Source organism: Salinimicrobium marinum (genome assembly GCF_014651535.1).
Classification (GTDB): Bacteria; Bacteroidota; Bacteroidia; order Flavobacteriales; family Flavobacteriaceae; genus Salinimicrobium; species Salinimicrobium marinum.
In genome coordinates, this window is sequence record NZ_BMXB01000002.1 from 179,854 (window position 1) to 192,447 (window position 12,594).

At 37.5% G+C, this 12,594-nt stretch carries 14 protein-coding genes; all 14 read left to right on the top strand.

The features are described from left to right. Nucleotides 1-2 precede the first annotated feature (2 nt). Nucleotides 3-941 (top strand): glycosyltransferase family 2 protein, encoded by a 939-nt coding sequence (locus IE056_RS04760; RefSeq protein WP_189603544.1) that lies wholly within the window; start codon nucleotides 3-5, stop codon nucleotides 939-941. A gap of 144 nt (nucleotides 942-1,085) precedes the next feature. Then, entirely contained in the window at nucleotides 1,086-2,102 is a 1,017-nt protein-coding gene (gene pseB / locus IE056_RS04765; RefSeq protein ID WP_189603545.1) for a UDP-N-acetylglucosamine 4,6-dehydratase (inverting), read from the top strand. Nucleotides 2,103-2,111: 9 nt separating this feature from the next. Further along, complete coding sequence (pseC, locus tag IE056_RS04770; RefSeq protein ID WP_189603546.1) at nucleotides 2,112-3,317, top strand: UDP-4-amino-4,6-dideoxy-N-acetyl-beta-L-altrosamine transaminase; 1,206 nt, start codon at nucleotides 2,112-2,114, stop codon at nucleotides 3,315-3,317. After that, nucleotides 3,307-4,143: an aldo/keto reductase gene (locus IE056_RS04775; protein ID WP_189603547.1), complete on the top strand. Its 837-nt coding sequence runs from the start codon at nucleotides 3,307-3,309 to the stop codon at nucleotides 4,141-4,143. The genes pseC and IE056_RS04775 overlap by 11 nt, the downstream gene beginning before the upstream one ends. Continuing rightward, nucleotides 4,128-5,024, top strand: coding sequence for a Gfo/Idh/MocA family oxidoreductase (locus IE056_RS04780; RefSeq protein ID WP_189603548.1), 897 nt, complete (start codon nucleotides 4,128-4,130; stop codon nucleotides 5,022-5,024). The genes IE056_RS04775 and IE056_RS04780 overlap by 16 nt, the downstream gene beginning before the upstream one ends. Next, nucleotides 5,021-5,944 (top strand): Gfo/Idh/MocA family protein, encoded by a 924-nt coding sequence (locus IE056_RS04785; RefSeq protein ID WP_189603549.1) that lies wholly within the window; start codon nucleotides 5,021-5,023, stop codon nucleotides 5,942-5,944. Before IE056_RS04780 ends, IE056_RS04785 begins: the two co-directional genes overlap by 4 nt. Next, entirely contained in the window at nucleotides 5,931-6,623 is a 693-nt protein-coding gene (locus IE056_RS04790) for an acylneuraminate cytidylyltransferase family protein (RefSeq protein ID WP_189603550.1), read from the top strand. The genes IE056_RS04785 and IE056_RS04790 overlap by 14 nt, the downstream gene beginning before the upstream one ends. Before the next feature lie 20 nt (nucleotides 6,624-6,643). Continuing rightward, nucleotides 6,644-7,180, top strand: a complete 537-nt coding sequence (locus IE056_RS04795; RefSeq protein ID WP_189603551.1) for a GNAT family N-acetyltransferase — start codon at nucleotides 6,644-6,646, stop codon at nucleotides 7,178-7,180. Then, nucleotides 7,180-8,154: a hypothetical protein gene (locus IE056_RS04800; protein WP_189603552.1), complete on the top strand. Its 975-nt coding sequence runs from the start codon at nucleotides 7,180-7,182 to the stop codon at nucleotides 8,152-8,154. The genes IE056_RS04795 and IE056_RS04800 overlap by 1 nt, the downstream gene beginning before the upstream one ends. A 68-nt stretch (nucleotides 8,155-8,222) precedes the next feature. Next, nucleotides 8,223-9,239: a pseudaminic acid synthase gene (gene pseI, locus IE056_RS04805; protein ID WP_189603553.1), complete on the top strand. Its 1,017-nt coding sequence runs from the start codon at nucleotides 8,223-8,225 to the stop codon at nucleotides 9,237-9,239. A gap of 71 nt (nucleotides 9,240-9,310) precedes the next feature. After that, nucleotides 9,311-9,991 (top strand): formyl transferase, encoded by a 681-nt coding sequence (locus IE056_RS04810; RefSeq protein ID WP_189603554.1) that lies wholly within the window; start codon nucleotides 9,311-9,313, stop codon nucleotides 9,989-9,991. After that, on the top strand, nucleotides 9,969-10,679 hold the full coding sequence (locus IE056_RS04815) for a PIG-L deacetylase family protein (RefSeq protein ID WP_189603555.1): 711 nt from the start codon (nucleotides 9,969-9,971) through the stop codon (nucleotides 10,677-10,679). Before IE056_RS04810 ends, IE056_RS04815 begins: the two co-directional genes overlap by 23 nt. 19 nt (nucleotides 10,680-10,698) lie before the next feature. Then, on the top strand, nucleotides 10,699-11,712 hold the full coding sequence (locus IE056_RS04820) for a glycosyltransferase family 52 (protein ID WP_189603556.1): 1,014 nt from the start codon (nucleotides 10,699-10,701) through the stop codon (nucleotides 11,710-11,712). Nucleotides 11,713-11,716: 4 nt separating this feature from the next. Then, nucleotides 11,717-12,592, top strand: a complete 876-nt coding sequence (locus tag IE056_RS04825; RefSeq protein ID WP_189603557.1) for a glycosyltransferase family 2 protein — start codon at nucleotides 11,717-11,719, stop codon at nucleotides 12,590-12,592. The last annotated feature ends 2 nt before the right edge of the window (nucleotides 12,593-12,594 follow it).

Here is a 12,594-nt window from a genome sequence, read left to right on the forward strand (position 1 = left end):
TTATGCCATTTAATGATTTCAAGGTTTCTGTAATTGTGCCAGTTTATAATGCCGCTCAATTTTTATCTCATGCCGTAGAATCTGCTGTTCATATGGAGCAGGTAGGGGAGGTAATCCTTGTGGAAGACAATTCCCCTGATAATGCCCTGGAAATTTGTCAATCATTGGAAAAAGAATATGATAAAATTAGATTGTTTCAGCATCCCAATGGGGAGAATCGTGGGGCATCAGCAAGTCGAAATCTTGGAATTTCAAAATCGAAATATGACTATATAGCTTTTCTTGATGCAGATGATTGGTACCTGCCCAACAGATTTGAAAATGACAAAGAAGTTTTTTCAGAACATGCAAATGCTGATGTTGTTTACTCTTCTGCGCAATCGGGACAAAATAACACTACTCCTTTAAAGAATGCAAAAATCGGTGATCCAAGAAAGATCATTGGTGAGAATGCAAAACCAAAGGAATTTTATAAGTTTTCTCTTCTCGTAAAACAACAACATCCATCTTTTCATACGAACACTTTAACCATTAGGAAAAAATTTCTCCTCGAAGATAAACCTTTCGACGAGCGGCTTAGATTACATCAGGATTCGGAACTGTGGAGACGATTATTAAGGCGTGGTAACTTTTTTGCAGGAAAACTAAAAGAACCTGTAGCAGTGATTAGGGAACATGAGGATAACAGAATCACTTCGCGAACGGTAAAATCGAGGTTGTTGATGTATGCTGTATTTATTGAAAATGTAGGAGTGACTAATATGTACGGCTTTGAAAAAAAATATCATTTAAAAGAAATTCTTCGTGCCCAAAGCAAACTTCTCGAGAGTAATTGGAAACGGAGAATATTTTTTTATTCACAACTGGCTCTTTCTTTGCTGCAAATGGATAGCTTCTTAAAAAGCTTTAGTAGTAACTATCTCTCTAGGCATGAAAATTAGTTCTTCCTATAAATATTCTGCATATACAGGTGACATTCTTGTTCTAGTTGTTCCTGTTAAAGTATAATTAAAATAACGGCAGTTGCCCTGTTAGCCTATTTAAAGTTTTTATCTTTAACAATTCTAAAAAAATTAAACTCATATATGTTGGATTTATCTGGTAAATCTGTCCTTATTACGGGCGGAACAGGATCATTGGGAAAAGCTTTAACTGCACATATTTTAAAACAATCCCCTCAAATTAAAAGGTTAGTAATTTTCTCCAGAGATGAGCAGAAACAATTTGAAATGGCTCAGGAATATCCTTCTTCAAAATTCCCTCAACTTCGTTTTTTTATTGGTGACGTAAGGGATTATGAAAGGGTGAAAAGGGCTTTTCGTGGGGTGGATTATGTGATCCACGCTGCGGCTATGAAACATGTTCCTATTGCAGAATATAACCCTATGGAATGCGTTAAAACTAACATACTGGGGGCGGAAAATATTATAAATGCGTGTACAGATTCAGGGGTTACAAGTGTCGTGGCATTATCTACGGACAAAGCGGCTGCACCCGTAAACTTGTATGGGGCTACGAAGCTTGCATCAGATAAACTTTTCGTAGCAGCAAACAATATTGTGGGTTCAAATCCTATCCGTTTTTCTGTAGTTAGATATGGAAATGTAATGGGTTCTAATGGTTCAGTAATTCCTTTTTTCCTAAAAAAAAGAAAAGAGGGCGTTTTGCCGATTACCGATCCTACCATGACTCGATTTAATATTTCATTACAGGGTGGTGTAGACATGGTAATGCATGCGCTTGAAAATGCCTGGGGTGGTGAGATTTTTGTTCCGAAGATCCCTTCTTATAAAATCACAGATGTAGCCGAAGCTATTGGCCCTGAATGTGAAAAACCTGTGGTAGGTATTCGTCCGGGTGAAAAGATACACGAAGAGATGATCACTTCTTCCGATTCTTTTTATACCTACGATCTGGGTAAATATTATGTTATAGTTCCTACCACCCATCGTTGGAAGGTAGAGGATTTCATGAAGGAATTTAATGCTGAAAAAGTTGAAATGGGTTTCCGTTATAACTCCGGGGAAAATACCGAATGGGAATCGGTAGAAAGGCTTAGGGAGCTTATTAAGGAACATGTAGATCCTACTTTTGAAGCGTAACAGGGGATTATGAGGAAAATCATACCATACGGAAGACAGGATATTACTGACGAAGATATTAATGCAGTAGTAGAAACTTTAAAGTCAGATTACCTAACACAAGGTCCCAGAATTGCAGAATTTGAAGAAGCATTTGCGGACTACTGCGGAAGCAAATATGCGGTTGCCGTTTCTAATGGGACGGCTGCTTTGCATTTATGTGCGCTTGCTTTAGGTGTTCAAAATGGTGATAAAGTAATTACAACCCCTATCACTTTCGCTGCTTCTGCTAACTGCGTGAGATATTGCGGTGGGGAAGTGGTTTTTGCTGATATAGATCCTGACTCTTATTTGCTGGATATAAATAAGGTTCGTGAACTTCTTGAAAATTCTCCTAAAGGAACTTATAAAGGCATCATTCCGGTAGATTTTGCCGGAAGGGCTGTAGATCTTGAGGCTTTTAGAAAGTTGGCAGATGAACATGGTTTGTGGATCATTGAAGATTCATGCCATGCGCCCGGTGGATATTTTGAAGATTCCAAAGGAAACAAGCAAATCTGCGGAAATGGAAAATTTGCAGAACTTTCCATTTTTTCTTTTCACCCGGTGAAGCACATTGCCAGCGGGGAAGGCGGAATGATCACAACTGATAGTGAGAAGCTTTATGAAAAGCTACTTCAGCTAAGGACCCACGGGATTGTAAAAAGCGATGAGAAATATCAAAATTCAATAGAATTTGCTGAAGGATCTTCTGTCATGTCGATCGGAGTCGAGACATACCCCGGATGGTATATGGAAATGCAGGATTTGGGTTACAACTATCGTATCACAGACTTTCAGGCAGCTTTGGGTTCCAGTCAGTTAAAAAGGGCTGATGAAGGCTTGGACCGGCGAAGAGAGGTGGCTTCCCAATATTATGAAGCTTTTAAAAATTCAGAATATATAAAAGGTCAGTCTGCCGTAATTGAAGGCCACGCCTATCACCTATATATTATTGAAGTTGAGAATCGTTTAGGATTGTACAACTTTTTGCGGGAACATGATATTTTTGCGCAAATCCATTATATCCCTTGCCATCTTATGCCATATTACAGACAATTTGGCTGGAAAGAAGGTGATTTGCCCAATTCCGAAGAATATTATAAGCATTGCATAAGTTTGCCTATGTTCCCAACCCTCACCAATGATGAACAATCTTTTGTTATTGAAAAGATAAATTCATTTTATGAAGGTTAGTGGAAAATTAGGTTTAGGAACGGTACAATTTGGATTATCTTATGGGATTTCCAATAAAAAAGGGAAAACATCTGCGGAAGAAGTACAGAAAATATTAAAATTAGCCAGGAATAGCGGCATCGAAATGCTGGATTCTGCATCTGCGTATGGCGATGCGGAAGAAGTTATAGGGAGAAACAATATTTCAGGTTTTAAGCTGGTGTCTAAATTTCTGCCTCCTTCTGGAGGGGAAAAGGTTAATGATCAGCTAGAGCGAAGTTTAAATAACCTCGAACTCAACCATTTGTACGGATACCTCGCCCACCGGCCCATGGAACTTTTAAACCATCCGGAACAGTGGGAGGAACTGCAAGCTTTAAAAGCTGAAGGAAAAGTGATGAACATCGGATTTTCACTTAATGAACCTGAAGAACTGGAAAATCTTTTGGAAAAAGGATTTGAGCCCGATTTGGTGCAGGTGCCTTACAATTATTTTGACCGCAGGTTTGAAAAGGCTATTAAAGAGTTGAAGGAGAAAGGCTGTGAAATCCATACAAGATCTGCTTTTTTGCAAGGTTTATTTTTTATGGATCCCAATGAGCTTCAGGATTATTTTGCTGAAGTAAAACCTCTTCTAGAGCAGCTTCGGGAAATAGAACTCCTAAATGGTGCTTTATTAAAATTTGCCATGGAAAAACCTTTTATAGATAAGGTGATCACGGGGGTTGAGACTGAAGCGCAATTATTGAAAAATATCGACAGTATTGGAAAAGCACCTACTTTACCAGAACTTACTGAAACTATATCAGACAATATTCTAATACCCTCCAGATGGCCAAAAAGTTAAGAATAGGAGTGATAGGATTGAGTGAAGGAAATGGGCATCCATATTCTTGGAGTGCCATTTTTAATGGTTACAATCCCGAATTAATGAAAGATTGTCCATTTCCCGTGATCCCCGAATATCTTGCCAAACAAAATTTCCCGGAGGATAGCCTGGGGGAATTTGGTGAGGTTACCCACGTTTGGACGCAGGATAAAGAAGTGTCCAAACATATTGCTGCCGCTTCGAAGATCAAGAATGTGGTCGGGAATATGGAAGATATGATTGGGGAAGTAGATGCTGTTTTGCTAGCCAGGGATGACGCCGAGAACCACAAGGAGATGGCAAAGCCATTTTTAAAAGCAGGATTGCCAGTTTTTATTGACAAGCCTTTTGCATTAAGCATGGAGGACGCGGAAGAAATGTTATCCTTGAGGACTTATGATACTCAAATCTATACTTGTTCTGCCATACGTTTTGCGGAGGAATTAAAACTGAACGAGGACGAAAAGAAGGAATTGGGCAGTATAAAATATGTGGAAGCTTCCATTGGGAAATATTGGGATACTTATGCAATTCATGTCTTAGAACCCATTGTTGCTCAATTCCCGGAGCGCGGGAAATTAGTAGAGGTGAAAAGTATCCGGAATGGAGATATTCATCAGGGATTAGTTCAATGGGAAAATTTAAATGCCTATATTAAGGTGACCGGGACAGTAAAATCGCCTTTTGCTTTTACCTTTTGTGGAGCTGAAAACAGTATTACCAAAAAATTCAGTAGCACTTATGCATCTTTTAAAAGGTCGCTGTACGAATTTGTACAACAGGTGAACAATAAAACACAGCTAATAGAAACAGAAGAAACGCTAGAGTTGGTGAAAATTATTGAACAGGGAAGGGTATGAGGATATTGTTGATTGGTTTAGGTTCAATAGGTCGGCGGCATTTAGGTCACCTTGAAAAAATAGGCGGATTGGAGTTGGCTGCATTGCGTACCAAAAAAGGGGTGCTAAAGGAGGAAAATGGTATAAAGGAATTTTATGAGCTTCAAGATGCACTAGATTTTGAACCTGATGGTGTGCTTATTTCCAATCCAACATCTTTACACGTGGAGACAGCAAAACCATTTCTTGAAAAAGGAATTAAAGTATTAATAGAAAAACCTATTGATACCTCTGTGGAGAATGCAGAAACCCTGCGATCTTATTCAGACTTGATCAGGATTGCTTATTGTATGAGGTTTCACCCGGTAAACCATTATTTAAAAAACCTTTTTCAGGAAGAACCTCCGTTCAAGGTAGGTTTCAAAAGGTCTTTTTATTTGCCCAAATGGCATCCGTATGCAGATTATAGAAAGGAATACACAGCGCAAAAATCTTTAGGTGGAGGTGTGATAAGAACCCTTAGCCACGAAATTGACCTTTCGCTGGATTGGTTTGGGGAACCTTCTGAAGTAAAGGGTGTAGTGGATAAAGTTTCTTTTTTGGAACTTGATACAGATGATTATGCATTTTTTACCACCAAGAGCAAAAACATAAGATTGAATTTTGAACTGGATTTCTTTTCCCCTGTGAACGTAAAAGTCTTTGAAGCTTTTACAGAAAAAGGAAAATACGAATGGGGATCCAACGATATTTATTTCACCCCTTATGAAGGAGGTGAAAAAGAGAAAGTATTTTCACCTCCTTCCGAAGCATATACACAAATGTACCAGGACCAAATGGAAGATTTCTGTGGTTTTGCTTCAGGAGGGACAAGTTTAAATGCTACCCTGGAAGACGGAATAAATGTTTTAAAAATTATTGAGCAAGTTGAAAACAGATAAGAAAGTAGTTGCGGTAATCCCGGCGAGAGGTGGTTCCAAAAGGATCCCTAAAAAGAATATTGTAGATTTTAATGGGAAGCCAATGATAGCCTGGACCATTGAAGCTGCCAAAGAATCTGGTTTGTTTGAAAAAATCGTGGTAAGCACAGATTCTCCTGAAATAGCAGAAGTTGCCAAACAATATGGTGCAGAAGTACCGTTTTTGAGGGATTCAGCAGCCGATGACCATAGTCCTGTTAGCGAGGCAACTTTGCGGACTATTATACAACTGGAAGAAAAAGGTGAGTTTTACGACGAAGTAGTGCAGCTTTTTGCAGTATGTCCTTTAAGGGATGCTTCAGATATTACAAACAGTTATCAATTTTTTAAGGATAGAGCAGTACCTTTTGTTTTGTCCTGTTATAAATATGTTTGGATGAACCCGTGGTGGGCGGTCACCCTGAATGAAAAAAATGAGCCTAATTGGATTCTTAAAGAAACCCGAAAAAGGTCCCAGGATTTGCCAGATCTTTTTTCCCCAACAGGGGCAATTTGGATTGCTAAAATTGAAGATCTAAAAAGGGACAAAACCTTTTACGGCAAAGGACATATTTTTTGGGAAATGGACTGGAAAAAAGCAGTGGATATTGATAACAAAGAAGATGTGGAGTTGGCTACAGCTTTGAAAACTCTCTTGTAAATTGTTTCGCTAGTTCTTATATGAAAACGAAGGATATATTTATTGAAAGGCTACAAGAACTGGAGGCTCCAGAAGGGTTTGCTTGGGAGCTAATAAATAAAAGCCACGCCCCTGTAGTGGTAAAATGGAGGAACGATCCAGCCATTCTTTCCTTTATGGAAATGGACAACAAGTTAAAGCTCGAAGATCAAATTGCATTTCTTGAAAACTATTGTTTATATGATAGGGTAGATATTATTCTTTTCTCTAAGAATAAGCCAGTAGGAGTATTCAATATTAAAAATTTGGATTCCCAGCCAGAATATGGTGCAATTATAGGGGAAGCTGAGTATAGGGGGAAAGGTCTGGGGACGAAGGTAAAATTGCTGATTTTTAAGTATTGGTTTTGCACCTTAAATAAAGAAACAATTTATTCCAGGAATAAAAAGTTGAATGAGAAGATAATAAAATCCAATATTTCCTGGGGATTTGAAAAATTTGGGGAGGATGAGGATCTTGTATTGCTAAAATTGGAAAAAGATGATTTTATAAATGTAAGCCTCAAAAAGTTCAATTAATGAAAGTCTTTTTTCTGACAGAATATTCAAAAAGCGTTGGTTTTGGGCATTTAAGCAGGTGTTCATCCCTGGCAGATGCATTTCAAGAGAAAGGGTATGAAGTTGAGTTTTTGATTAGAGAGTGGAAGGATGAAGCATTGAACCTGGATTATCCAAAGAAAAAGGTGGAATGGCAGAATACCGAAGAAATAAGGAGGTTGGTTTCAAAAGAAGACCTTATTGTTTTCGATTCTTATAGGGTCCCCGTGGAAACCCTTGACAAAATTGCAGCAGAATTTCCCTATGTGTTATCTATAGCTGATTCAAAACTGAATTTTTCAAACAATGGTGTTGTAATACTTGGAAGTGTGTATGGAAAAGAAATGGACTTTTCTTCTTCCGGTAAAAATAAACTTGATTTCCTGGCAGGACCAGAATATATGCTTTTCAGAAAAATATTTTGGAACATTGAAAAAAAGAAACTGCAAAATACTATTGAAACAGTTCTCATTAGTTTAGGAGGGCATGCAAATAGCGAAGTGCTCGAGAGGGTGATTGCAACATTATCTCTTTATTTGAACAATGCGGTTATCAAAATACTTGGCAATGCTGATATTCAGGTGCCGGATAGGGTTGAAAGGTTGGGTTTTCTAAATCCTTTAGATTTGTTGGAGGAATATAAAGCAGCCGACCTTATAATCACTAACGGAGGACAAAGCCTTAATGAGGTGATTTTGTTGGGCATTCCGGCAATAGGTATTTCTTTAGTCGATAACCAAAACAAGAATATACAAACCTGGAACGAAAGGGGTATATTAAAGAATAATATAAATGTAGGTTCTGAGGATTTTCCGAAGGAGTTGGAAGATGCAATAATCGAGATTAAAGATCTTTCAAAGCGGATAGAACGTACTGCAAGAGGAACTGATATGGTTGACTATAAAGGGGCTTTAAGAGTAGTAGAGTATATAAAGAAGAAATGCGCCAATGCCTAGGAAAGTAACATTACAAATGTTAATTTAAATGTGACCTATTTTTGTGGAATAAACTAAATAAAGACAAAATGAAAGAAAGTAATTTATATATCATTGCAGAATTATCTGCTAACCATAACAATGATTTTGATTTGGCAGTAAAAACTATTGAGGCAATGGCAAAAGCAGGAGCCGACGCTGTAAAGGTTCAGACTTATACTGCAGATGCCATGACCATAGACGTGAAGGATGATGATAATCCTTATTTTCAACCAAAAGATTCAGGGTTATGGAAAGGCTACAGACTCTATGATTTGTACACAGAAGCTTCCATGCCGTATGAGTGGCAACCAAAACTGCAAAAAATTTCAGAAGATTTAGGGATGGAATTTTTTAGTTCCCCGTTTGACATTGCGGGAGTGGATTTCCTGGAAACGCTCAATGTGCCACGGTACAAAATTGCTTCCTTTGAAATCACAGATATCCCGTTGATCAAACACGCGGCTTCAAAAATGAAGCCTATGATCATTTCAACAGGTTTGGCAGAGATCGAAGATATTGAGTTGGCAGTGCAAGCCTGTAGGGAAGTGGGTAATGATGATATTACCTTATTGAAATGTACTTCACAATATCCTGCCACTGTTGAAGATGCAAACCTATTGACAATGCCAGATATTAAGGAAAGGTTTGGTGTTAAGGTGGGGGTTTCAGACCATACTCTGGGAAGTGCCGTACCAGTGGTTGCAGTGAGCCTCGGGGCGCAAGTAATTGAGAAACATTTTATTCTTGAGCGTTCCCAAGGAGGTGCCGATTCGGCTTTTTCTATGGAACCTGATGAATTTGCTGCCATGGTGAAAGCTGCCCGTGAAGCAGAAAAAGCACTTGGAAAAGTGGTTTATGAAGTGACCGAACCCAATAAAACAAGAAGAAGATCACTCTTTGTTGTAGAAGACATCAAAGAAGGGGAAGTTTTTTCTGAAAAAAATATACGATCTATACGACCAGGGCATGGTTTAGCACCAAAATATTATAATTCTGTACTAGGAAAAAAAGCCAGACAGGATATTAAGCGGGGTCAGCCTTTGTCCAATGAACATTTTGAATAGATTCTTTTATTGATTTTTAACCATGATGTTCATTTAATACTTTGATTTAAAGTAAAACGATAGTACCGGAAATGGAAACCTTTATTATTTTATCGGAGAAAAGTTGGCACAAACCCCTCTTTGAGTCCCTGAAAAAAAATCTTTCGGAGTATCATTGGGTTTTAATAGATGAAAAAGACCAATTTTCTTTTGATGAATTAGAAGAACTTAAACCCGGTAAAATATTTATTCCACATTGGTCCTATATTATTCCGGCTTCCATTTATGAGAAGTTTGAGTGCGTGGTTTTCCACGAAACAGACCTTCCTTATGGAAGGGGAGGTAGTCCCATTCAGAATTTAATAGCGCGGGGTTTAAATCATACAAAGATAACTGCTTTAAAAGCAGGAAAAGGATTGGATACTGGACCAATCTATTTAAAAAAGGATTTAAATTTAAATGGTACCACCAAAGAAATCTTCCTGCGCTGTTCGGAAATAATTGAAGAGATGATTGAAGAAATTATTCAGGAAGGAATGGAGCCAGTTCCGCAGAAAGGGGATGTAGTGGAATTTAAAAGAAGGAAACCCGAAGACGGTAACCTTAATGACCTGTCAGAAACAGGAAAGGTATACGATTTTATAAGGATGTTGGACTGTGAAGGATATCCACCGGCTTATATTGAAAACGAAAATTTTCGGTTTGAATTTACCCGTGCTTCATTAAAATCAGAAAAAGAAATTATAGCAGATGTTAGAATCATTAAGAAATAAAAAAATTTTAATCGTAGTAGCACATCCCGATGATGAACTTCTGGGTTTGGGGGCTACAATGTATCAGCTAAATAACGATTATTCCTGTATAACCAGGGTAGTTATCCTTGGGGAAGGTATTACTTCCCGGGCAGAAGTGAGGGATCCTGAAAAATGGGAGAAAGAGCTGAAAATACATAGAGAAAATATAAAAAATGCTCAGGAAGCAATTGGTTATGGTTCTGTAGGCATCTATGATTTTCCCGATAATCGTTTTGATACTGTTTCTTTGTTGGACATCATCAAAGTTATTGAAAAGGAAAAGCAGGATTTCGATCCAGAAGTGATCTTTACCCATCACGGTGGGGATGTGAATGTAGATCACCAGCGTACTTTTGAGGCTGTGGTAACGGCTACCCGACCTATGAAAGATGAGAGGGTGAAAACAGTGATCACATTTGAAACTCCTTCAGGAACCGAATGGAGGGCGGCGACAGATCCGCGGCATTTTGTGCCGAATATGTACGTAAGTGTGAGCGAAGAGGCAATTGAAGCAAAAATAAGGGGTATGGAAAGCTACGAATTTGAGAAAAGGCAGTATCCGCATCCACGTTCCCCTGAGGCTTTAAAAATCCAGGCACAACGCTGGGGAATTGCTGTGGGCAAAGATTTTGCAGAAGCCTTTACAGTTGTGAGAAGCATAAACTAAGATTATAAAAATGTACTGAATGGCCTCGAAAAGAATTAGAAACCTTTTTTTAATTACCAATACCACTCATCTCTTAAATGTCAAAACCTATATTGACACCCATGCTGATGCAGATAATTATATGGTGGTAAACATTAGAAGGTTTTCTGGCCATGAAGATTTTTGCAATAGAATAAATCAGGATCCCAAAATTGAACTATTAGAGGTTATTTATGTAGATCAACAAAGAAAACCTCCGTTCCATTACCTCGAGATATTTTCTACAATGTTTAAGGTGAAACAAATAAAAGAAAAGCAAAAATCTTTCGATAATGTCTTTTTTTCTAATTACAACTCCTGGATCCAGCATTACATTTTAAAGCAGTACAATCCCAAGAAAACAGTTCTGATTAGTGATGGTACTGGGATCATACCTATTGCTTCGTTGAGGAAGGAAGATAAAAATATTCCCTTTAAGGGCAGTAAATTCTTCATTAACAATATCCTCGGTTTATCCCCTGTAGAAAATTTGCATTTTTACTCGCCCTGGGAGCTGAATGTTGCAACATCAGATTCCGTGGAGGTTTTTAATTTTAAATCTTCCGCTACTACAAAAATCAAGAAAGAAAAAATTTATTTTGTAGGGAGTCCATTAGTAGAACTTGGTTACCTTAATAAAGAAAAACACCTCAAATATCTTAAAATGATCAGAAGTCGGTTTCACGATGGGGAAATTTTCTATTTCTCTCATCGACGGGAAAAGGATGAAAACCTGAGAGAATACGAATTCTTTGGAAAAATTGTTCGTGACAACATACCATTTGAGGAGAGAATGGAGGTGGAAAAAGAATTGCCGGGTATGGTAATTTCATACATCTCTTCAGTATTGATAAACCTGCCGCAGGTATACCCACAACTTGAGTTTAATTATCTTTACTTAGATGAAGGGGATATTCCTGAAGGGACAAAATTCAAAGATCGATATGATATTTTGGAACAAAATTTTCAAAAAATGAAAAGAGATAATTTCAAAGAATTAAAATTAGATAAATAAATTCATGAGGGATTTTTCAGTAATAATACCTACCTACAATAATGCAGTTACAGTAATAAGATCTATTAATTGTGTTATTAAACAGACATTCACCAATTGGGAATTAGTTATTGTAGATGACGGTTCAACGGACGATACAGAAAAGCAAATTGCTCCATTTTTAGAAGATGAAAGGATAAAGTATGTTAAACAGAAGAACCAGGGAGTTACTGTCGCAAGGAACCACGGCGTTTCCGTAACAACAGGAGAGTTTATTTGTTTTCTCGACAGCGATGATCAGGTAAGTGAGAAGTGGTTAAAAGATTTTTATGATGTGAAGGATGCTGATACAGGTTACATAAGTTGTGGTTATATTATAAGAGGTGAAAAATTGTTCCCAAGAATAAAAAAGAACATTTCAGATGCAAAATATTCTTCTTTAGCAGGCACTTTTTCCATAAGAAGGGATGTTTTTAATCAAATAGACGGCTATGATATTTTATTGTCGCAAAGTACCAACTGGGAAATGACTGCTCGTGCTGTTGAATACTGTAAAAAACAAAACCTCAGCATTGACTATACAAATAATTGCAATTTTGAATACAATGTGCATAATGATCCTGTGAGGAAAAAAGCACGGGATAGACAAAGAGCAGAGGCTACTTTATATTTACATAATAAGTATAAAGATTCAGGAGTTCTTCATTTTAGAAAAAATGGTTTTTTAAAATCTTCTGCAATAAATTATGTAAGGGTAGGTGAAATAAAAAAAAGTAGAGAGGTATTCCACAAGCTATTAAAAGAAGATTTTTCATTAAAAAATGTGGCTAACTTAATAGCTTTTGAAATTCCATTCGTAAGAAGAAAATTGTGGGTTAGAAAATTTCCTAATAAAGAGTAGAT